We start from the raw sequence: 21415 nt of genomic DNA on the forward strand, positions 1-21415 counted from the left end.
CCTCCATTTCGTCCTTTATAAATACGATTCTGTCGCCACAATTAACGCACGACTTTTTCCTCGACCATTGTTGCTAATTTGGTGAGGTTCTGTTGCTTGGTAATACATGGTTTGACCTTTTTTAGCAATATACGTGGCTTCCCCTAATGTCAAACGAATGGAGCCATCAATCACATAAATAAATGTTTCCGATAGAGAAGGTTCAAACGTTTTGTATTCGCCATTTTTATCAAAAGTAATAATGACAGGTTCCATTTCTTTTTCATTTGAGGCTGGAATTAACCATTTTAGTTCATAGCCATGTTCTTCATCATAATAGAGGGTACTTTCTTCTTCATTGTAGACAATTTTCTGTTCAAGCGGTTGCTGACTAAAAAACTGCTCTGGCGTCACGCCTAGTACTTCTAAAATTGAGAAAAATGTTTCCATTGATGGTGAGCTTAAATCCCGCTCCAATTGGGAAATATAGCCTTTGGATAAATCCGTTCTTTCGCCTAATTCTTCTTGTGTTAAATTTTTCTGAATGCGTAAATTTCTCAACTTCTCACCAATTTCCATGGCACACCTCGTTTCTATTTTCAGCTAATCTTTTCAACAAAAGTTTTGTAATACTAAACTTACAGTTTAGTTTTACCTTTTTTAGTATACGAACTTTTTGAAAAATTTCAACCATTTTTCTTTATTTTTCTAGTCTAATTGTCACACAATCTTTTTTTTCTGTATAACTTACTGTTTATAAGAAGAAAAATGATACGAAAAAATCAGAATATGATAAAATAAGACGAGTTGCTTTTTTACATAATTGGAAGGAGAGTTTTTATATGAATTCATTTCAAGCATTTACGTTAAGAGAACAAGATACATCTGTTATTGGTCAACTAGAAACCATTACTTTAGACGATTTATCAGAAGGCACTGTAGTAATCAAAGCAGCCTACTCCTCAGTTAACTTTAAAGACTCTTTAGCTTCAAAAAAAGACGGCGGTGTGATTCGCAATTATCCAATGATTCCAGGAATTGATGTCAGTGGCACTGTTGTCACATCGGAAGATCCTCGTTTCAAAGAAGGCGATAAAGTGATCGTAACAGGCTATCAATTAGGGGTTAGTCATACTGGTGGTTATTCTGAATATGTGCGTGTTCCTGGCGATTGGGTAGTTCCACTTCCTGAAAAAATGAGTCTCAAAGAAGCAATGATTTTCGGAACTGCTGGCTTTACGGCCGGATTATCTGTCACAGCTTTAGAAGACGATGGCTTACGCGACGACAAAGAAGCCCCCATCGTTGTAACTGGTGCGACAGGCGGTGTTGCGACATTGTCTATTGCGATGTTGCATCAATTAGGCTACACTTCAATCACTGCATTAACTAGAAAGCCAGATTCTTTTGAGCTTTTAAAAGAGTTAGGTGTTAGTGAATGCTTATTAGTAGAAGATTTCTTAGCAACTCCTGTTAAAGCATTGATGAAACAGCGTTTTGCTTTTGCAATTGATACCACTGGTGGGGAAATTACTTCTGCTGTTTTACCACAACTTCGTTATGATGGCCGTTCAGCCATTTGTGGCCGCGCTGCTGGAATTACATTAGAGACAACCGTTTTACCCTTTATTTTACGGGGCGTTCATTTATTGGGCATTGATTCGGTTAATGTTGGTATGGACAAACGAAAAATAGTCTGGCAACGTCTTGCCACTGATTTAGACATCACTGAAAAAGCTGTGTATCAAGAGATTACTTTAGAAGAACTTCCCCCTGTTTTTGAAGCATTACAAGCAGGCCAACATATTGGACGGACCATTGTCCGAATTTCTTAAGGAGGCGTTTTGATTATGGATGTTTTAGTTACTGCTGGCGGAACGTCAGAACCGATTGATAATGTTCGTTCGATTACCAATCATTCTTCTGGCGGACTAGGAAAAGCAATTGCTGAAAGTTTTTTAGCTGCGGGACACACCGTAACCTACGTAACAACCAAACATGCATTACGTCCAACCCAACAATTGGACTTATCAATTAAAGAAATAGAAACAACGGTTGAATTAGCCACTACGTTAGAACAACTCTTTGCTGAAAAGCAATTTGATGCGATTGTTCACGCAATGGCAGTCAGTGATTTTACGACGGAAACCGCGCAAACGGAAGAACAATTTATTGATTCTTTTGCTCAACAATTAAGCGAACAAACATTGCCAAAGACCAAAGAAGCCTTGGCAACTATCGTTCAAAACACATTGAATCAGATTGCTGATATTCCTCAAACAGCAACAAAAATTTCATCTGATACGGACCGATTATTAATTTTTCTAAAGAAAAATCCTAAAGTCATCCAAATGATTCGTGACAAGCAACCCCAAACTGTTTTAGTGGGCTTTAAATTACTTGTCGACGTTTCACAAGAAGAACTTGTCCAGGTTGCACAAGCCGCTTTGGTTAAAAATCGGTGTGACTTTGTCTTAGCCAATGACTTGATGAACGTTCATGAAACAGAACACGAAGGATTATTAATTAACGAAACGGGCATTGTCCAAGAAGCTTGTTCAAAACAAGGGATTGGTTCAATGATCGTTAAAAATGTTGAAAAGAAATGGAGAGAACAACAATGAAAACTATTTTATTAGGCGTCTCTGGCAGCATTTCTGCATATAAAGCAGCAGATATTACAAGTCAACTAGCTAAGCTTGGCTACAATGTGGAAATTTTAATGACTAAAAGCAGCACAGCGTTCATCACTCCGCTGACCTTACAATCACTTTCTAAGAATCCAGTGCATACGGATGTCATGATGGAAATTGATCCCAGTAAAATTAATCACATTGAGTTAGCTAAAAAAGCGGATTTATTTTTAGTAGCACCTGCTTCGGCCAATACAATTGGGAAATTAGCCCATGGGATTGCCGACGACTTATTATCAACAGTTGCTTTGGCGCTTTATCCTGAAACACCAAAAATTATTGCGCCCGCGATGAATACGTATATGTACCAAAACCCCATTGTCCAACGAAATATTGGCATTTTAAAAGAAGTCGGCTATCAAGAAATAATCCCACGTGAAGCTCTATTAGCTTGTGGCGATTATGGTCGTGGCGCACTTGCCACTGTTGAAGATATCCTTCAAACAGTGATGAAAATTTTAGCATCTGATAACAAGGAGTAATTTATGAATAACACGAAAAAATTTACGTTAACAGCAATGTTCTTAGCTATCTTACTTTTACTGGCTTTAACCCCGCTAGGATTTATCACATTAGGTCCTTTAAATTCGACCACGATGCATATTCCTGTAATTATTGGTTCCATTGTTTTAGGGCCAAAAATCGGTAGTATGTTGGGCGGCACGTTTGGGATCATTAGCTTAATTAAAAATACGACAGCACCAACACCTTTGTCGTTTGTTTTTTCTCCATTTATTCCCGTGATCGGTACCGATCACGGTAGTTGGAAGGCTCTTTTAATTGTGCTAATTCCGCGGATTTTAATTGGGGTCGTTCCTTATTTCGCTTACAAATGGCTAAATAAATTAACGAAGGAAAAAGCGCAACCTGTCTCCTTATTTGTGGCTGGTGTTTTAGGCTCAGCAACGAATACCATTTTAGTCATGAACATGATTTATTTTCTTTTTAATTCAGCTTATGCTGAAATTATTGGTAAAGCTGGAACTGCTGTTTACCTAGCTATTATTGCGACGATTTTCAGTTCTGGTGTGCCAGAAGCTCTTGTTGCTGGTGTAGCTGCTTCAGCAATTGCTAGCGTTTTGCTTCGCTTAATGAAACGGAATGCAACGCAAAAACTATAGAAAAAAACACAGGGACTAAAAATCAAGTTTGATTTTTAGTCCCTGTGGTTCTTATTTATTTTTTTTGTTTTCGTAATTTATAGGCATATTCACTGGCTTTAAATAATAATTTATTAACCGGTAAATCGAATTCCCCAATAAATTCATTAATCGTTGGGTTGAAGTTCGCTTTAAACTTAATTAAGCCATCATTTAAACTACCTTCTAAGCCGCCCATATTACAGCTTTCGCAGCCACGGTTAAAACATTCTTGAATGGCATCTCGCCAAGTCACATATGTTGGCATGTAGCGTTTATAACGATCATCTAAGCCAGCATAAAGGATTTCACTTGTTGGACCAAATGTCACAGCCAAGGCGCCAGCAACCGTTACAATTTCACCAGCTTCTGCGATATTTTCTTCTAATTCTTTTAGTTCCCGAGTCAAGGAAGCATCTAATTCTTCTAAATTATGGCGCTTTTTCACTTGATTTTCTTTCAAATTACTCAAGTCTTTTTGATTTTTATCATAGCGTTGTCGCGTGCTATCTAAGCGTTCCTTTAAATTGACTTGCGCCAGCATAATAAAGGAGTCTTCTGGATAAATGTTCAACAGCTTCTTAAAGTAATCACTATTCCGCAAAGAAATATGTTGGCGTTCCATGGTTGATTGAATGACTTTTTCAAATTCATCAACAAAGTCAACATGCCCTTGCTGCACAACGACCCCTTTTTTTTCAGCTGTTTTAATCATTTTCTTGGTACTTTTTGACAATTGTTCCTCACTAAAATCTTCACGATAAATATTCGCTTGGAAGCGGGGCTGGATGGTGGCCCCCATATCCATTGTCAGTCCTTGATATTTGGCCCCTGCTTTTTTCAAGGTCTCAATAATAGCTGTCGCTTCAGCATGCGGTTGATGTTCTTCTCCCAAATGGAAATCTTGATAATGAACCGCTGGATCCATTTTTATAAATAAAGCTCGTTTTTTCTTGCCAAATTTTTTCAATTCAGCCATAAAGTAGCTGACCAAACGTTCATTTGTATAGTCCATTACTGGACCTCTTGGTGTATATAACATCGTAAAACCGGCTGGTAATGGTTTGATTAAAACTAAACTTGATGCGACTAATGTATCCTTTTCATAAACCCCAACAATTTCAGAACCCCAGTTATCCTTGACTTTTGCCCATGAAGATGACTGTAGTAAATTACATAATGGGTGATTTTTAACAAATGTATCGTGTACTTCTGCCGGAATACCGATTTTAAATGTGTACATGTTCAAACTCCTCTGCTGTGACTTTCCAATAGTCCGTTTATCTTACACTATCATAGTGTATTCCAACAGACTAGTAAAGTTTTACATGAAAATTTTTAGAAAAAATGTAGATCTTATTCTTTATGTAAAAAAGACGAGGTAGAAACAGTTCATTCTACCACTTAGTTCACTAATAGCAACGACACTTTTCTTCACTGCCATTCAAAGGATGAATCATTTCTATCCACATCTTTTCAATTAAATACGTGTTTCAAATTTTAATGACTTGTTGATAAAATACATGATTGGTGCTGAAATCGTCATAATAATCGCTTCACTTAATGCTAACCAACCATAAGTTGTCCAAAATGCTTGACCGCCACTTGGTACTAGCATAAAGGCAATAAAAAACATACTTACAGTAAAAAATAGACTATTTAGACACATTCTAACAGGAATACTTGGTACCTTTTTTTGTAAAAAAGCTGTTAAGCTCAACGCAAATAATGTTTGCGCTCCACCAAACAGAGCATCCATTACACCGAAACCAAAAAATAAGTTAAAAAAGATAACGCCGCCTAAAACACCCCACATCAATTTGCGATTGAAAACGACTAGGTGATTCAAACTTTCTGAAATTCTAAATTGAATCATACCAGAAGAAACTGGCCGAACCAATAAAGAGAGGACAATATATAAGCCCATAATGATACCATTGGCTAAGACTGTTCTTAGCTTTCGATTGGCTTGAAACGAATTTTGCATACTTTTTCCTTCTTTCTCCGAGTTTTTTTACAAGGGATGGTTGATGAACCTTGGTTACAATTGCAACAGTTCACATTCTAATATGGAAAGTCAAAATAGTCAATGAAAGCCCTGTTTTACTTTGCACTTATTTGCAGTTTTCACCTCTCGTGCATTGTTTCGTACCTTTTTCTAGTCATTTTTTACTTTTTTAAGCAATCTTTATTCGCAGAAGTTCCTCCCTCTGGTATAATGGACAATAGCGATTCAAAGGAGGAGCTCAATGAACATTCACTACTATCTTATTATCAACGAGCAAGCAAGTAGCGGCAATGGCCGAAAAGTCGCTAGAAAAGTGATTCAACAACTCAAGCAACAAGAACTTAAATATACGGCTCTTTACACTGATTACGCTGGACATGAAAAAGAATTGACGAAGGAACTTGCAGAAACAACTTTACTTCCTTGGTCTGAAGACTTAGACGTTTCAACTTTTCCAATCCTAGTCGTGCTAGGCGGCGATGGCACACTACATAATGTCATTAATTCATTACTTCCATATGATTCAGCTATTCCTTTAAGCTATATTCCATGCGGCTCTGGAAATGATTTTGCACGAGGGGTGGGATTATCAAGGAATATTGATAAAGCATTGCATCAAATCCTGCGCACCAGACGACCAAAAGAAATTCAAACGATTCATTATGTAGAAGCCAACCAAGAAGAAATCGGCTTAGCCACCAATAATGTTGGCTTAGGGTTAGATGCGGCAATCGTGGAAAAAACCAACGAATCGTCATCAAAAAAAGCCTTAAATAAATTTAAGCTTGGCTCGCTTTCCTATATTTCTTCAATCATTCATGTCTTTTTTAAACAAAAAGGCTTTCCAATTTTAGTTGAAATGAATGGTAAACAATACACATTTAATCGTGCTTTCCTATGTACGGTCACAAATCATCCTTATTTTGGCGGGGGCGTATCAATTATGCCGACGGCCAATCCTCGCAAAGCAGTCGTGGACTTAGTTGTCGTGGAACGAATCAATATTTTTAAAATTTTGTGGCTTATTTTCCTATTGCTTCGCCAAAAACAAGGGAAATCTAAGCATTTTCATCATTTTCAATCAAGCAAAATTCGAATTGTTTCGACGATTCCACAAACCATTCACGCAGATGGCGAGATTTTAGGCAAACGAAGTATTGATATGGTTTATACCACACAAAAACGTTTGTTTTGGTTTTAACTGAGTCCCTTAAGGTTGAAAAAGAGTGCCATAAGTCAAAACGACTTATGGCACTCTTTCCTTTTCTCACATAAATTGATAAGGCGTCGTATCCTTCATTCCAATCATTGGATCAACAGCATTTGTTTGAATAATTTCGACTGTTAGTCGTGGTTCTTTTGGTAATGGTTCTTCGACAACTTTTGTCGCTTTCTTTGCTGTTTCTGGGGTTGACTCTTCCCCTTCATCAGCAAATAGTGAAACTTCTTGTACCGTTGTGTCAACTAATTGCTCGTCTGTTTCTTTTATCTGATCGGCTTTCGTTGATTGCTGTTCATTTTCATAAGAGACAGCTTTTGTTTCTTTTTCAGTAAATGGATGGTCTGCCGTTAAACCTTCTTCATAGGCTTCTAACTGAGTTCTAGTCGTTAAGGTCATTTGTTCTGCGTTCACGATTCGTTCTTTTAGCATCGTCATGCGACTAGCCGATTCGTTTTTGACACATGTTTCAAAAGCAGAAACCTCACCTAATAGAATTAATAATTCTTTACTACGTGTCACTGCTGTATACAGCAAATTTCGTTGCAGCATTCGGCTATACTGATGAACCATTGGCAGTAACACCATGCGGAATTCACTACCTTGCGCTTTATGAATCGAACAACAATAGGATAACGTAATTTTATTCCATTCATTTCTTTTATACGTTACTTCATTATTATCAAACTGTAAAACCAACTCGTCCACTTTGTCCTCTGAGTCTTTGGCTAAAGTAATTCCGACGATTTCTCCCATATCTCCATTGAACACATTTAATTCTGGCGTATTGACTAGTTGCAAAACTTTGTCCCCAATCCGATAGACGGTGTCATTCCATTTGACTTCTTTTTTCTTACCATCATTTGGATTGAAGATTTCTTGCATCATCTTATTCAAGGCATCAATGCCGGCTGCGCCACGATACATTGGCGCTAAAACTTGGATATCTTGTGGCGTAAACCCTTTTGCTTTTGCCTTTGTGACGATTTGTCGAATGTATTCTTCGATATGACCAATATCACTTGCAAAGAACGAGCGATCCTTTTGATTTTTTTGAAAATCAGCAGGCAACTTTCCTTCTTTAATTTCATGGGCAAGAGGAATAATACTTGAACCGTCTCCTTGACGATAAATTTCGTTTAACTCACATTTGGGAATTTCGTTAATTTGCAATAAGTCATGTAAGACTTGACCTGGACCGACAGACGGTAGCTGATCCTTATCACCAACAAAAATCACTTGCATGTTTGTCGGAATAGCTTTTAATAACGTATTGGCTAACCAAGTATCCACCATTGACATTTCATCTACAATTAGCAAACCGCCTTCTAATTCTTTGGCGGTTAAACTCGGATTTTTTTCACGACCTGTCAAGCCTAACAAACGGTGGATGGTACTTGCAGGTAAACCTGTCGTTTCGTTCATGCGTTTCGCTGCTCGCCCAGTTGGCGCCGCTAGCAAGATTGGAAACATCTCCTGCGTGTAGTCTTTGAGATCTAATGAAAGACCATTTAGTTCCGCAAACAACGAGACAATCCCATTAATAACAGTTGTTTTCCCTGTTCCGGGCCCTCCAGTTAAAATAAATAACGGCGATTTAATCGCTTCTTCAATCGCTGCTTGTTGCGAGTCGCCATACTGAATATTTAAACGTTTCTCAATCATTCGGATATTTTTTTGGACTTCTTCTTCCTCGTAATGAATTTCTTTTTTACGAGAAAGTAAACGCTGAATCGAAGTACCAATGCCCCATTCAGAAAAATAGAGACTGTTCTCAAAAAGTTTAGTCTCTTCTTGTTGGATTTTTCCATGTTCGACTAACGTAATGATTTCATTGGCCACTTGATCAGGTGAGATTTCCACTGGGCGACTTGCTTCCAAGGTCCGAATCGCTTCTTCTAACAAAACATCTGCTTGAACATACGTATTGCCTGAGCGAATGGAGTGTTCAAACACTTCATGTAAAATCGCCGCTCGAATTCGAACAGCAGAATCCGCCTGAATGCCGATTTGTTCAGCAATATTGTCCGCTCGTTTAAATCCGACTCCCTCAATATCTTCAACTAACTGATAGGGATTTTCTTGAATCACAGAAAGGGTTTCTTCTTGATACGTTTGATAAATTGAAAAAGCTAACTGACTACCGAAGCCGTATCGATTTAGTCCCACAATCACTTGCTCCATCCCGTGATTCAAACGAATTGTTTCGACGATTACTTGACGTTTTTTTTCATTTAAAACAGTAACTTCTTCCAAAACACTCGGGTCATCAATAATTCGGTCAATCGCACTTTCCCCTAATACTTCAACAATTTTTTCAGCGGTTCGTTTACCAATGCCAGGAAATTTGTCACTTGATAAATAGTTAACCACCCCACTAGCCGAAGTCGGTCTTTCTTGCTGATAACTATCCACCTGAAACTGTCTGCCATAACGAGGATGGTCCACAAAATGACCAAAGAAACGGTAGGGTTCCTCTTCTTGAACTTGGCCAAAACTTCCAGTTACTACAATTTCTTTTTCTAAATAATCTGTATTTGTATCGGTCACATTTACAAGAACGACTTTATAAAAATTACTGGGATTTTCAAAAAAGATTGCTTGTACAGTCCCAACAATAAAGGCTTTTTCTTCGTCCTCACCAAAAAGTGTTACCACTACAAGCCCTCCTTTCTGTTGTGCGCTTATTGTGCTTTTTCTTTAGCTAAAAAAGACGTATCATTCCATAACGTTAAGTCGTACGGCATGTTCCTTGATGCCTCTTTGGTTTCAAGGATTGAAAGGCTATTGTTTAACAGCCCGCCCATTGTCCGTAATTCTGATAATGGTTTACCAGCCATCGCTTGGATTGCCGCCGTCAGCGCTGCTCCGTGTCCGACAAATAGAACTGGACCTTCGTGCTGCTTCGCCGCTTCAGCAACTGTTTCTGAAATCCGTTGAATCGCTTGCTCGATTGGTTCACCATCAAAAATTGTTGGATCATACAAATCTAAACGATGCCGTAAATGATCTAATTCTTCTCCATAAAAATTACGCATTTCTTCAATATATTGTCCTTCTAAACGACCTAAACCTAATTCTTTTAAGCTATCTGTATAAACAATTTCAACTGGACGATTCAATTCTTGTTGAATTCCCCGCGCAGTATTTTTGGCACGTAATAGCGGACTAGAATAAATTTTTTCAAACGGAATATCTTGTAAATATTGGCCTAATTGTTTAATTTCATCATAACTAGTTGGTAATAACGGCGAATCTCCTGTCATTCCTTGAAATCGTTTCTGTTGATTCCATTCAGTTTTTCCATGTCGTGTAAAATATAATTTCATGTAACTTCTCCAAACTTCTTTATCTCTTCATATGTCTTTCTAGTTTATCACTTCCCTGCGAAAATATCCATGGAAGTTTCTAGTAATCCAAGCAAAATAAGCCTAGAACAAAAATCTAAATTGTTTTTTGTTCTAGGCTTGGAAATTGGCCAACAGTAAAAATAAAACCACTTTCTTCTGACATTTTTGAAAAAAGCGCTACTGTCTTAACTTTTTTTAATCCAATTTATCATTTTCATAATGATGCGTCAGTTCTAAGTTCGGAAAATTTTGCTGACGTAAGGCTTCATAAACAATTAGTGCGGCAGTGTTAGAAAGATTCAACGAGCGCACATGTTCATCATTCATAGGAATTCGGATACACTTTTCTTCGTTTTCTCGCATAAACGTTTCTGGTAAGCCCGTTGTTTCTTTTCCAAAAAGGAAATAATGGTCCTCGCCATCATTATAATTGACCTCGCTGTATGTTTGGTGAGCAAATTTGGTTACTAAATGCAAGTGTTTGCCTGCCACATGGGCTAAAAAGGCAGCCAAATCTTTATGATACGTAATATTTACATCATTCCAATAATCTAATCCGGCACGTTTTAAGTGTTTATCATCTGTTGAAAATCCTAAAGGTTCGATTAAATGCAACGGTGTATTCGTCGCTGCACATGTCCGTGCAATATTTCCAGTATTTGCTGGAATTTGTGGTTCAAATAAAACAATATGGTTCGTCAACTATCTTCAGCTCCTCAAATATCAATCGTGTTCATTTTAGCATAAATTCAAAATAAATAGCGCCCACAATACTTATTTTCAAAAAAAAACCGCATGACGCGATGATGTCAGGCGGCAGCTATTCTAACCAATAAAAAAAACGTACCGTCTCGGTGTCTAGCACGGCGAGTCGTTACGTTAGTGAAGGTCTCTTCACTAACTTTTATCAGAACAGGACCCTGATAAAAACCAATGAAAAAACAACTTGTAAGTAATATAACACCAATGTCACTTTATTGCAAGACTTTTTTAGGATTTTCTTCACAAAAAAGTCTATCTTTTACGACCTACTAACAAGCGGACGTCAATCGTGATTTTTTCCAATGGTCGCTGTTGTAGCTCGGCTTTAACTTTTTGAGAAACTTGCCACTCTAATGGCGACATTTCTAATAAATCCAACCGTCTTTCCTCGGGAATGTCAAAGCAATAAGTTATTCGTTCATCTACTTCCACAGCTAATTCCTCGGCAAAACGTTGGACTACTTTTTGATTGGAATAACTTTGTTTCTTTTCGTCATTGGGATAAAAAGCCGCTCGTAATTCCTTTAAATAATTCTCTTCAGGAATAATTTTAATCACAGTCCCGTCAGCTTTTAGTACTCGCCGAAATTCTTGATAATGTGAAGGAGAAAAAATATTCAAAATCGTATCAAGCCCTTCATTCGCAAATGGCAAATTCGTTAAATCCGCCACACACCAAAACGCATCAATTGGCTGATTACTTGCTAAATAGATTCCTTCCTTTGATAAATCAAACCCGATTTTCAGTCCAGATAAGCCTGCTTGACTTAACTCAGCTAGAAAACTCCCTTCACCACAACCAACATCGACTACTGTTTTATTTTGAGGAAGATAGTGCATAATTTTGTTTAAAACAGGCGCGTACATGCCACTTTGAATCATTTTTCCTCGAGAAGTAAACATTTTTTTATTATATTCTGTCTGAACGCCATGATTTAGAAAGTATAACGTGCCTTTCTTGGATAAATCAAATTGATGCCTCTGTTGACAAATCAGACCAACCCCTTCTACATGCATTGGTTGATGACAAGTTGGACAGCGAAATACAGCTGCTTCTTTTTTCAATAATTGTTGTGCTCGTTCAATTTTCTTTAACATTTAAAACTCCTTACGTTCATCAAATGAACATTTTCTCTTATAAAAAGTTGCACTCTTTTTTTCAGGGCTATGGTAGTAAGCAGAATTATGGTACAATGCCTGTGAAGAAAAAGCAAGGAGCGATAAGAAATGATTAAAGAATTCTGTGCCGAAAATTTCACTAAGATTCCCCAAGCCATTCAAAAAGGTGCGAATCGCATCGAATTATGCGATAACTTAGCCGTGGGTGGAACGACGCCAAGTACTGGTGTTATTGAAGAAGTCTTAGCATACGCTGGCGAAAATTCTGTACCAGTGATGACAATCATTCGTCCTCGTGGCGGCAATTTTGTCTATAATGATATTGAATTAAAAATTATGCATACCGATTTAATCGAAGCAAAGAAATTAGGAACCGACGGCATTGTTATTGGCTGTTTAACTGAGGACGGCTGGTTAGATGAAGAAGCTTTGGACTTATTCATTGAAACAGCTGAAGGCTTGCAAATCACTTTCCATATGGCTTTTGATGCCTTGTCGAAAGAAAACCAATTTAAGGCGATCGACTGGTTAGCTGAGCGTGGTGTGACGCGTATTTTAACTCATGGCGGGCCAGCTGGTACCCCTATCGAAGACAACTTTGATCATTTAAAAGAATTAATTGCCTACGCAGATCAACGGATTCTTATTTTACCAGGTGGCGGTATTTCCACAGAAAACGTTCAAACTGTGATGGACACTTTAAAAGTCACAGAAGTCCATGGCACAAAAATTGTTTAATTTCTTGTATCTAAAAAAGTGAGGTAGCCATCGTAGTAACGGCTATCTCACTTTTTTGATTTCAAGCAAACCAACGAAACCTTTTACCTCAGTCTCATGATAAATAAGTGCAATTTTTTAAACAAAATAACGCATAAACATGCTGGCAATATTGAAATAAATTAATACACTGGTTAAATCACTTAAGGTAGTAATAAACGGGCCACTGGCAACTGCGGGATCAAACCCTAATTTATCCATTAACATCGGGATTAAACTCCCTGCTAAATTCGCCACAGTAATTGCACAGAGCATTGCCATCCCAATCACAAATCCAAGCGGAAGATTATGTTGCCACACGCCAACCACAATCATAATGGTTAAACCTGTCACAGCCCCCGTCACTAGTCCCGTGAGCACTTCACTTAAGATTAAGCGACCAAAATTACTATCCTTTTCATCTTTCATAGCCAAACGGCGTACCGCGACCGCCAATGATTGTGTCCCAGCATTGCCGGCTGTTCCGGTAATTAAAGAAATAAAAACGGCTAAAATACTCGCTTCGCTAACTAAAGACTCATAATTACTGATTAAAGAGGCCGTAGACATTCCTAAAAACAGCAATGTAATTAACCAAGGTAATCGTTTAGAAGCGGCTTTTAAAGGGTTCTCACTAACTTCCTCAACGTCGACCCCGGCTAAACCAGAGTAGTCGCTAGCGGCCTCATCATCAATAACATCAATAATATCATCAACTGTTACAATCCCCAACAAATGATCATCATAATCTGTAACTGGCACAGCCAAGAAGTCATAGTCACGAATTGTTTGCGCGACATCTTCTTGGTCATCGCCAACATGAACTGAAATAACCCGTTCATTCAAAATATCAGCAATCAAGGTATCATCATCATTAACAATTAAATCCCGCAACGAAATAACGCCGACTAAATGATTTTCTTGGTCGACTACGTAAACGTAATAGATTGTTTCCGCCATGTCCGCTTGATTCTTTAAGACGTACATCGCAGAACGCACTGTTTGATTCGCCACAATCGAAACAAATTCGGTGGTCATAATCGCCCCAGCAGTTTCATCTTCGTAATGAAGTAACTCTTTAATTTCGCCTGCTTCTTCACTACTTAACAAACTAAGATATTTCGCCTTTTGACTTTTATCTAACATATTTAGTAAATCCACCGCATTATCGGTATACATCTCAGCTAACATATCTGCTGCATAACTTGGGCGCATTTCAGCTAAATAATCTTTCATATTCTCATTATCTTCTTCGATAACATCAAACATATCCGCTAGTTCTTTCGGAGATAGGTAATTGTATAAATGTTGTCGGTCTTTTTCATCTAACGATTGGTAAAATTGTCCTTGTTCATAAATGTGTAACGCTAAAAATAGCTCACGAAATTCGTTCATTTGTTGATTTTTTAGCGTTTCTAAAAGAAGGGCAAATTGCTCTTCCATTTCTTGGCCTTCATTCATCTTACACTTTCCCCTCCTGCCTCTTTATTATTATAACGTATCATCTACACTTTTCATATCCTCCGCTAGTGGGGAAATCAGATGAACCGTTTCTTTGGTAAAAGGATGAGTAAAAATTAGTTCCATGCAATGCAACGCTTGCCGCTCAATTCCTTGATCCATCTTTCCATGATACATCTCATCCCCTAACAATGAACAGCCAATTGCTTCAAAATGTACCCGAATTTGATGTGTTCGTCCTGTATGGAGCTGAATGCGCACAGCTGCTGCTTGGGCTCCTCTTTTTGCGAGCCAATATTCTGTACTAGCAAATTGACCTGTTTCGATAACTTGGCGTTTTAATAAAGAGGACAAGTCGCGCCCAATTGGCTTTTCAATCAATTGATGCTCGTTTAACTGCTCAATCGCTCCACCAACAAGGGCATAATAAATTTTTGTCACCTTTTTTTCTCGTAATTCTTGGTCAATTAAAGCATGGGCAAAGCCGTGTTTCGCAAATAACATCAGCCCAGAAGTATCTCGATCTAAACGAGTCACGACATGAATAACTTGATTCACGTAATTTTGTCGCTTGTAATAGCCCTTAACACGATTCGCCATCGTTCCTGAAGGATGATACTGAGCAGGTATTGAGGCAATGCCAGCAGGCTTATTAACTACTAAAAAATGATCATCTTCAAACACAATTTCAATCGGTTCATCATCTGTTAATAATGTCTCATGTTCCGCTTCATCTGGAATCGTCATTTTAACGACATCGCCAGTTTGTAAAGGATAGATGGCATTTTGAACGGTCCCATTCACTTGAATTTTACCACCCTGAAATTTCACCTTTGCTAATAACCCTTTTGAAACACCTTGTTCCTTTAAAAAATATTTCACTTGTTGTGTTGTTTCTTTGTCATATGTCCATTGAAATTCCATCGTTTAATTAATCCTCACCAATAAAGGCATCTTTCACTCGATGCCAAAAATGCATGTGCCGATAAGAGGCAAAATGAATCCGTTCGTCTGCAATTCGATAGCAGACAGAAGCGATATTTTCTTGATAAATATCTAATTGGTCCACCGTGACAAAATAATCATCACTTTCCTGTAATTTAATCTCCAGCCACTCCGTATGTGCGATTACAATCGGTGACCCCAATGTTCGAAAGACACGATTGTTTAAGGAGGCGATTTCGGTTAACTGAAACGCATTAATGCTAGGATGCAAAACAGCCCCACCAATACTTTTATTATACGCAGTAGAGCCGGTTGGGGTCGAAATCGACAACCCATCACCACGAAATCGTTCAAACAGTTCGTCTTTAATAAACACATCGCCCACCATCGTCCGGTTTCCTCGTTTAATTGTCGATTCATTTAATGCTAAAAAATGTTTATCTGGTTTCCCATCTCTAAACCGAATCCGCACATCTAATAATGGATAACTTGTACTTTTTTCACGATGAATACATAAACTTTCAACTAGTTCTTTTAATTCATAATCACGCCAATCTGTATAGAAACCCAAGTGTCCGGTATGTACACCTAAGAAACTTACTTCGTTTAACAGATGATTAAATCGATGAAAAGCGGAAAGAAGCGTACCATCTCCGCCGACTGAAATCACAAGTTCAGGTTGACGATTGTCTATTTGAATTTGGTTTTGCTCTAATAGTGTTGTCAGTTGTTTTGTGACTTGTTTCGATTTTTCTTCCGAGTTATGAACAATCGCCACTTTCATAAGCAGACTCCTTTACTGATTTTCTGGTGTTTCGTTTTTAATTTGCTTATAGTATTCGTTTTCTAGCAATCCACGGCCATGAGAGAAGTAATGTTGTGCTTCTTGAATTTCTTCACGAATAGATGACATTTCTTCATCTAATAAATAGGCTGCCTCTGCCGCTCGCTGAAGGCGTTCTTTCATTTCTTCAGGAAAGACACCTTGATATTTATAATTCAAAGAATGTTCAATCGTTGCCCAAAAATTCATGGAAAGTGTCCGAATTTGGATTTCGGCCAAAATAATCTTTTCCCCAGTGACTAATTGCACAGGATATTCCACCACCACATGGTACGAACGATAACCACTTTCTTTTTTATTTTCAATGTAGTCCCGTTCTTCCACAATTTTTAAGTCTTTACGATTTCTTAAAAGTGCGACTACCTGGTAAATGTCTTCCACAAATTGGCACATAATCCGCAAACCAGCAATGTCTTGCATTTCTTCTTCAATCCGATTTAAAGGAATATGCCGAATAGCCGTCTTGGTCAAAATACTATCTACTGGTTTCACACGTCCTGTAACGAATTCAATTGGTATGTGTTTATCTTGCTCCCGAAATTGTTTACGAATACCTCGTAGTTTTACTTTTAATTCGCTGACCGCCTGTTCATATGGCGCTAAAAACAGCTCCCACTCTCGTTCCATGGTAGATCCCTCAATTTCCTTGAATTTCATTCACTGATTATTTTACCACAGTCCTCCCTAAAATAGGGTGTTATTCGCTATTTGATTTCCAAACGCCTTTCATTAGAAAAATTTTTCACAGAGAAGACCACTTTTCTTGACGGAAACCTATATAATATGTGAAAATTGGAGTGATTTAAGAAAGAGAGAGAACCCCATGAGTGAGCACTTAGAAATTGAATTTAAAACATTAGTTAGTCCGCAAGATTTCAAACGATTAATCGACCATTTTTCTATTCAAAAAACGGACTTTTTTACGCAAACAAATCATTATTTTGATACGGACGATTTTCAATTAAAAGCACAACGAATGGGCTTAAGAATTCGCGTATTAGCAGATCGTGGTGAGTTAACCTTAAAAGTTCCTGCGCCAGAAGGATTATTAGAAATCAATGACCCTTTATCGCTTGAGACGGCGAACCACTTTATCAAGAGGAATCACCTCCCTACTGAGGGGGCTGTGGCGAAGAAATTACAAGAATTAGGTATTGAAATCGCCTCGATCCATTTAATTGGTTCATTAAAAACAGCACGTGCAGAAAAACAAATTCCTCAAGGACTACTTGCGTTAGACGAAAGTTGGTATAACCAACAGCACGATTTTGAATTAGAGTTAGAAGTTACTGAAGCTGAAAGCGGCAAGCAAGCGTTTCAAACATTAATGGCTGATTTGAACATTCCCATTACGCTTGCACCTAACAAGATTCAACGCATGATGCGGACCACTGCCCCTTAGTATTCGAAGCACTGACGTTCTGGCACCTGTATTTGAAAAAGCATGGCATTGGAGGAAGTATGAATGGTTGAAATTTATTTGTTCGTCAATCCTTTAGGCGGCGTCTGTTTAGAAATTGAAAAAGAAATTATACAATTGTCTGTTAACGACAAGAAAAAAATACAATTGCGCTTTATCCCTTTATTAAACATGAAAACGATCAATGAATTTTTGAGTCGTCAACATATTCCGATTAATGACATTAAACGACGGAATCGAATTTTTGAAGATTTATACTCAGCCGCTCTTGACTATAAAGCAGCACAGTTACAAGGCCGAAAAAAAGGCCGACAATTGTTGATTGGCTTACAAAAAGCAGTAGCTGAAGACGGTCTAGCTTACTCTCCTGAGTTATCAGAAGAACTACTTCTAGCGGCCGGCGGGGATATTGATATGTATCGTAAAGACCGACAATCCGATTTTGTCAAAGAATCTTTCCAAACCGACCAAAAAGTTGCTCGAGAAATGGGGATTAAACAACATCCTACCGCAGTCGTTTACAACTATACTTGCGAGAACGATTTCGGCATTTTAGTCGAAAATTTTGAAAACATGGATGAAATTAAACAACTTTGTCGTGTCCATCCACATAACGAACCGTTGCTGGACCAAGGTGACGCAACCTTTGAATTTAAACGTCGCTCCAATTATCATTTTCCAAATGGACATTTACATTTATTATAAAAAAGAAGGACCAGTTGACTGGTCCTTCTTTTACTATTTTCACCATGTTCTATAATAATAGATAAAGTCTAATACTACTACATTTGATGCTTTGTTCTTATAAAAGACAGCTATGGAATGGGTCCATGTATATATATTATGTACTCTTAAATATTAACACCGAAATTTGTATCAACCACCAATATCTATTTCAGTTCATCGACTAATCTCTTGGAACGCTATCAGACAATACTCGCCGATACTAACTCAAAAAATCGAGTAAATTTTATTCGGTTTAACACAAGCTAATTTATTTCTTCCCATTTATTTTTAGTCTGTTTATATAATATGGTTAGTTCTTTTTTATCCTTATCTAAATTTTTATTTATTAATTCCTGAATCTCATAAGAAAATTTATTTCTTTGATTTACATTGTCAAAGATGAATTCTTTATCAAAAGATAACTCTAACCCATTTAATGCTCCTGTTGTCCAGTAAATTTTTATATTCGAATCATCACCGCTATAATACATATTAAACTTTTCGTTTTCAGAGATATACGAACTCATTAATTCCAATTCTTCTGGAATTGTAAACAGATTATAATTATCAATTTTAACCACATGATATTGAATGTTATCTTCTATTAAATTATAAGTTTGACCATTTTGATTCCATTCTTTGACACCGCTATACAAATTATTCAGACGAAGTTGTAAAATAGTAAAATATCCACCTATACATAGTACTATAATTAATAATATTAAAAATAATTTTTTGTACTTCTGTCCCTCTCTAATATCTTTCGAAAGTTTCTCCACCATCGTATTGTCCTCCTTCAATAATCGATCCAAGGTCATTTCATAAAGATTACTTAGTTCAATTAAACAATCAATATTAGGATATGATTTATTATTCTCCCAGTTAGAAATTGTTTGCCTAGTAACGTATAATTTCTCAGCAACCTCTGATTGTGTCAATCCTAATTCATTTCTTCTCATTTTTAATGAATTCCCTATGTTCAAAAAAAAACCTCCTTTTATTACTCTAAAGATAATAGAAGCTTGATATAAAAGAAAGCAACAATCTATTTAATTATATAACTAAACCTGGTTTTACACAGATATATTTACTATTCTGTATAAAACCAGGTTTATATTTTATGTTTACTAAGAAGTTACGAATTATAATTTTTCAACCAAAGCTTCTAATTCCGTTAAACGTTCTTCAAAAACTTTCATTGCATCTTCGATATACGCGGCTTGTGTCATATCCACGCCCGCTTTTTTCATCACTTCAATTGGGAAGTCACTACTTCCTGCTTTCAAGTAGTTAAGGTAGTTCTCTAAAGCTCCCTCTTCTCCAGCTAAAATATGTTTAGACAATGCCGAAGCGGCTGAGAAGCCAGTTGCATATTGATAAACATAGTAATTGTAATAAAAATGTGGAATTCTCGCCCATTCGTAACTGATTTCTTCGTCTCTAACTACTTCTGGTCCATAATATTTAGCATTGAGCTCGCCATAATACTCACTCAAATATTCACTTGTTAATGGCGTGCCTTTAGCATCTTCCGTGTGAATAAAATGTTCAAATTCCGCAAATTGGGTTTGACGGAAAATGGTTCCCTTAAAGCCGTCTAAATAGTGATTTAAGACATACGCACGTACTTTAGGATCTGTTTCTGTTTGTAATAAATATTCTGTTAAAATATTTTCATTTGTGGTTGAAGCAATCTCAGCTAAGAAAATTGAATAGTCGCCATAAACATACGGCTGATTATTTCTTGTATAGTAACTATGAACACTATGGCCCATCTCATGGACTAATGTAAATAGTTGATCCAAACTATCATGCCAATTCATTAAAATGTATGGGGCTGTATCATAAGCTCCTGAAGAATATGCGCCGCTTCGTTTTCCTTGATTTTCAATCACATCAATCCAACGACTTGAAAAAGCTTCTTTGACAATAGATAGATAGTCTTCACCTAGTGGTTTTAAAGCCTCAATTGCTTTTTCTTTTGCTTCTTCATAGCTGTAACGAATTGGTGCTTCACCTAGCAAAGGCGCATACAAGTCGTACATGTGTAATTCTTCTACGTTTAATAATTTTTTTCTTAATTTTACATAACGATGTAGCAAAGGTAAATGTTTATTTACTACAGCTACTAATGTTTCGTGAACACTTTCAGGAATATGATTACTTGCTAAAGAGGCTGCCCGAGCAGAATCATAATTTCTAATTTTTGCTTTATAGTTATGTGTTTTAACATGTGCACCTAAAGTTGAGGCTAATGTATTTCTAAATTGTTTGTATACTTTGTACAACCCTTTAAATGCTGCTTCACGAACAGATGGATCGACACTTTCCATTAATTGACCATAAACGCCATGAGAAAGTTGAATTGTTTCGCCTTCAGCATTTTGCACAGTTGGAAATTCTAAGTCTGCATTATTTAAAATTGAAAATGTATTACTTGAGGCACCAAAAATTTCACTAGCCCCCGCCAGTAAAGCTTCTTGTTCCATCGATAAAACATGGGGACGTTCATCTAAAATATTTTGAATATAGTGACGATAAACAGCTAATTTCGGCTGCTCTTCAAAATATCCCCAGATTTGTTCATCACTTAATGTTAAAACCTCTGGGTCAAACCAAGAAACAGCTTCACTAACTTGTGCATATAAAGAACTAGCTCTGGCATATAAAGCTTGGTAAGCTGTATTTGTAGTGTCTTGATCATTTTTTAAATGAGAATAGACATATAATGTTTCCACTTTTCGATAGACATCTAAAACGTATTCTAACGCAGCTAGAAAAGCTTCTGCACCATTCCCTAAGGTACCTTTAAATGATTCTGCTTGATTTAGCTCTTCTGTCAACTGATTATACGCAACATCAAAAGCAGCATCATCTTTAAAAATTTTGGTTAAATCCCAAGTCAATGGAGTTGGAACTTCATCACGTGTTGGTAATTGTTTAATTTCGCTCATAGTTTACTCTCCTTTAAGAAACGTTTTACTCATTATACTA

21 protein-coding genes are annotated in these 21415 nt (G+C 37.2%); 8 read left to right on the plus strand and 13 right to left on the minus strand.

Annotated elements, in window-relative coordinates; all coding sequences use genetic code 11:
- Nucleotides 1-15: 15 nt before the first annotated feature.
- A complete protein-coding gene (locus tag IGL93_RS10265) occupies nt 16-558 on the minus strand; it encodes a helix-turn-helix domain-containing protein (RefSeq protein WP_002356507.1) in 543 nt (180 codons plus the stop codon).
- A 263-nt stretch (nt 559-821) separates the two neighbouring features.
- Here IGL93_RS10265 and IGL93_RS10270 point away from each other — a divergent pair, with 263 nt between their 5' ends.
- The 4 genes from IGL93_RS10270 to IGL93_RS10285 are packed head-to-tail and all read left to right on the plus strand — an operon-like array spanning nt 822 to nt 3793.
- Nucleotides 822-1814, plus strand: a complete 993-nt coding sequence (locus IGL93_RS10270) for a YhdH/YhfP family quinone oxidoreductase (RefSeq protein WP_010707222.1) — start codon at nt 822-824, stop codon at nt 1812-1814.
- Nucleotides 1815-1829: 15 nt separating this feature from the next.
- A complete protein-coding gene (coaB, locus tag IGL93_RS10275) occupies nt 1830-2603 on the plus strand; it encodes a phosphopantothenate--cysteine ligase (protein ID WP_010776047.1) in 774 nt (257 codons plus the stop codon).
- Nucleotides 2600-3154: a phosphopantothenoylcysteine decarboxylase gene (gene coaC, locus IGL93_RS10280; RefSeq protein ID WP_002359573.1), complete on the plus strand. Its 555-nt coding sequence runs from the start codon at nt 2600-2602 to the stop codon at nt 3152-3154. The genes coaB and coaC overlap by 4 nt, the downstream gene beginning before the upstream one ends.
- Nucleotides 3155-3157: 3 nt before the next feature.
- Nucleotides 3158-3793 carry an ECF transporter S component gene (locus IGL93_RS10285; RefSeq protein WP_002356501.1) on the plus strand — a complete coding sequence of 212 codons (636 nt, stop codon included), beginning with the start codon at nt 3158-3160 and terminating at the stop codon, nt 3791-3793.
- Between the two features lie 55 nt (nt 3794-3848).
- On the opposite strand, the gene IGL93_RS10290 is transcribed toward IGL93_RS10285, so the two are convergent.
- Together IGL93_RS10290 and IGL93_RS10295 are read right to left on the minus strand one after the other, a co-directional pair.
- Nucleotides 3849-5054: an aminoacyltransferase gene (locus IGL93_RS10290; RefSeq protein WP_002385715.1), complete on the minus strand. Its 1206-nt coding sequence runs from the start codon at nt 5052-5054 to the stop codon at nt 3849-3851.
- 237 nt (nt 5055-5291) lie between these two features.
- Nucleotides 5292-5798: a QueT transporter family protein gene (locus IGL93_RS10295; RefSeq protein ID WP_002356499.1), complete on the minus strand. Its 507-nt coding sequence runs from the start codon at nt 5796-5798 to the stop codon at nt 5292-5294.
- A gap of 262 nt (nt 5799-6060) precedes the next feature.
- On the opposite strand from IGL93_RS10295, the gene IGL93_RS10300 reads away from it, so the two are divergent.
- Nucleotides 6061-7020: a diacylglycerol/lipid kinase family protein gene (locus IGL93_RS10300; RefSeq protein WP_002356498.1), complete on the plus strand. Its 960-nt coding sequence runs from the start codon at nt 6061-6063 to the stop codon at nt 7018-7020.
- A gap of 66 nt (nt 7021-7086) precedes the next feature.
- Here IGL93_RS10300 and recD2 read toward each other — a convergent pair whose 3' ends face one another.
- The 4 genes from recD2 to IGL93_RS10320 all read right to left on the minus strand — a co-directional run bounded on the left by recD2 (nt 7087) and on the right by IGL93_RS10320 (nt 12248).
- Nucleotides 7087-9696, minus strand: coding sequence for an SF1B family DNA helicase RecD2 (gene recD2, locus IGL93_RS10305; protein WP_010713160.1), 2610 nt, complete (start codon nt 9694-9696; stop codon nt 7087-7089).
- Nucleotides 9697-9722: 26 nt separating this feature from the next.
- Nucleotides 9723-10367, minus strand: coding sequence for a histidine phosphatase family protein (locus IGL93_RS10310; RefSeq protein ID WP_002365042.1), 645 nt, complete (start codon nt 10365-10367; stop codon nt 9723-9725).
- A gap of 216 nt (nt 10368-10583) precedes the next feature.
- Nucleotides 10584-11090 (minus strand): tRNA (uridine(34)/cytosine(34)/5-carboxymethylaminomethyluridine(34)-2'-O)-methyltransferase TrmL, encoded by a 507-nt coding sequence (gene trmL / locus IGL93_RS10315; protein ID WP_002356493.1) that lies wholly within the window; start codon nt 11088-11090, stop codon nt 10584-10586.
- A gap of 312 nt (nt 11091-11402) precedes the next feature.
- On the minus strand, nt 11403-12248 hold the full coding sequence (locus IGL93_RS10320) for a methyltransferase domain-containing protein (protein WP_010776048.1): 846 nt from the start codon (nt 12246-12248) through the stop codon (nt 11403-11405).
- A gap of 129 nt (nt 12249-12377) precedes the next feature.
- Here IGL93_RS10320 and cutC point away from each other — a divergent pair, with 129 nt between their 5' ends.
- Nucleotides 12378-13007 (plus strand): copper homeostasis protein CutC, encoded by a 630-nt coding sequence (gene cutC / locus IGL93_RS10325; RefSeq protein WP_010776049.1) that lies wholly within the window; start codon nt 12378-12380, stop codon nt 13005-13007.
- A 117-nt stretch (nt 13008-13124) separates the two neighbouring features.
- On the opposite strand, the gene mgtE is transcribed toward cutC, so the two are convergent.
- Genes mgtE through IGL93_RS10345 form a run of 4 tightly spaced genes read right to left on the minus strand, consistent with a single transcriptional unit; the run spans nt 13125 to nt 16902 of the window.
- On the minus strand, nt 13125-14486 hold the full coding sequence (gene mgtE / locus IGL93_RS10330) for a magnesium transporter (RefSeq protein WP_002362548.1): 1362 nt from the start codon (nt 14484-14486) through the stop codon (nt 13125-13127).
- Nucleotides 14487-14516: 30 nt separating this feature from the next.
- Nucleotides 14517-15410: an RluA family pseudouridine synthase gene (locus IGL93_RS10335; protein ID WP_002362281.1), complete on the minus strand. Its 894-nt coding sequence runs from the start codon at nt 15408-15410 to the stop codon at nt 14517-14519.
- Nucleotides 15411-15417: 7 nt separating this feature from the next.
- Complete coding sequence (locus tag IGL93_RS10340) at nt 15418-16215, minus strand: NAD kinase (protein ID WP_002356486.1); 798 nt, start codon at nt 16213-16215, stop codon at nt 15418-15420.
- Between the two features lie 12 nt (nt 16216-16227).
- Complete coding sequence (locus tag IGL93_RS10345) at nt 16228-16902, minus strand: GTP pyrophosphokinase (RefSeq protein ID WP_002356484.1); 675 nt, start codon at nt 16900-16902, stop codon at nt 16228-16230.
- A gap of 196 nt (nt 16903-17098) precedes the next feature.
- On the opposite strand from IGL93_RS10345, the gene IGL93_RS10350 reads away from it, so the two are divergent.
- Both IGL93_RS10350 and IGL93_RS10355 read left to right on the plus strand, forming a co-directional pair.
- The gene (locus IGL93_RS10350; RefSeq protein WP_002395485.1) at nt 17099-17677 is read left to right on the plus strand and encodes a CYTH domain-containing protein; all 579 of its coding nucleotides are present in this window, start codon (nt 17099-17101) and stop codon (nt 17675-17677) included.
- A 63-nt stretch (nt 17678-17740) separates the two neighbouring features.
- Nucleotides 17741-18400, plus strand: coding sequence for a ClpXP adapter SpxH family protein (locus tag IGL93_RS10355; RefSeq protein ID WP_002356482.1), 660 nt, complete (start codon nt 17741-17743; stop codon nt 18398-18400).
- 284 nt (nt 18401-18684) lie between these two features.
- Here IGL93_RS10355 and IGL93_RS10360 read toward each other — a convergent pair whose 3' ends face one another.
- Both IGL93_RS10360 and pepF read right to left on the minus strand, forming a co-directional pair.
- Entirely contained in the window at nt 18685-19404 is a 720-nt protein-coding gene (locus tag IGL93_RS10360; protein ID WP_010713157.1) for a helix-turn-helix transcriptional regulator, read from the minus strand.
- A 159-nt stretch (nt 19405-19563) separates the two neighbouring features.
- Complete coding sequence (gene pepF, locus IGL93_RS10365; RefSeq protein WP_002356480.1) at nt 19564-21375, minus strand: oligoendopeptidase F; 1812 nt, start codon at nt 21373-21375, stop codon at nt 19564-19566.
- Nucleotides 21376-21415 lie beyond the last annotated feature (40 nt).

It is taken from the genome of Enterococcus sp. DIV1328a (genome assembly GCF_050536905.1).
In the GTDB taxonomy this organism is placed as follows: Bacteria; Bacillota; Bacilli; order Lactobacillales; family Enterococcaceae; genus Enterococcus; species Enterococcus faecalis.